The 522-nt window shown below is 46.9% G+C and carries 1 protein-coding gene; it reads right to left on the bottom strand.

Translation table 11 applies throughout. The features are described 5' to 3' along the window. A partial coding sequence (locus tag AB4512_RS25015) for a sodium:solute symporter family transporter (RefSeq protein ID WP_408063701.1) occupies positions 1-522 on the bottom strand: 522 nt, incomplete at both ends.

Genomic DNA, 522 nt, shown 5'->3' with positions numbered 1-522 from the left:
GATCAAGACCAAATGCACCAATGTTCAACAGGACAAAACCAGTGATACATGCCCAGAAACTAAAAGTGCCAGCAGGGCTAAAGTCGAGAGTGAAATCGAGTAAGGTCAGCTTAGAAGATTGGCCTTCGCCAGGGTTTGCTAGTACTTGAGCTATTTGGCTGAAGTCGGCTGGAATTTGCCCCAGTAAATAGATGATTACAGCAATGGCTGCGCCGACATAAACCACAAGTTGAATTAGGTCACTCCAGATAACCGAACGAATGCCACCCATGTAAGTATAAGCAAGGCCGATGGCTACTAAAATGACAACCGAAGTCACCACGCTGCTAGGGTCAATATTGGTAAACAGAATCATCGAGACTGCAATCGCTGCCATGTAGAGGCGGGCACCTGAAGCGAACACTCGACCGACTAAATACATCACGCCTGCACGCTGTTTGGTTTTCTCGCCAAAGCGCACTTTCAGTAGCTCATAAACGGTTGATACTTTGTTTTGGTAGAAGCGAGGGATAAGTACCAAGG

It is taken from the genome of Vibrio sp. 10N.222.52.B7, from assembly GCF_041474275.1.
Taxonomy (GTDB): Bacteria; Pseudomonadota; Gammaproteobacteria; order Enterobacterales; family Vibrionaceae; genus Vibrio; species Vibrio crassostreae_C.
Note: the sequence above shows the minus strand (reverse complement) of the source record. Positions and strands in the feature narration are given on the sequence as shown.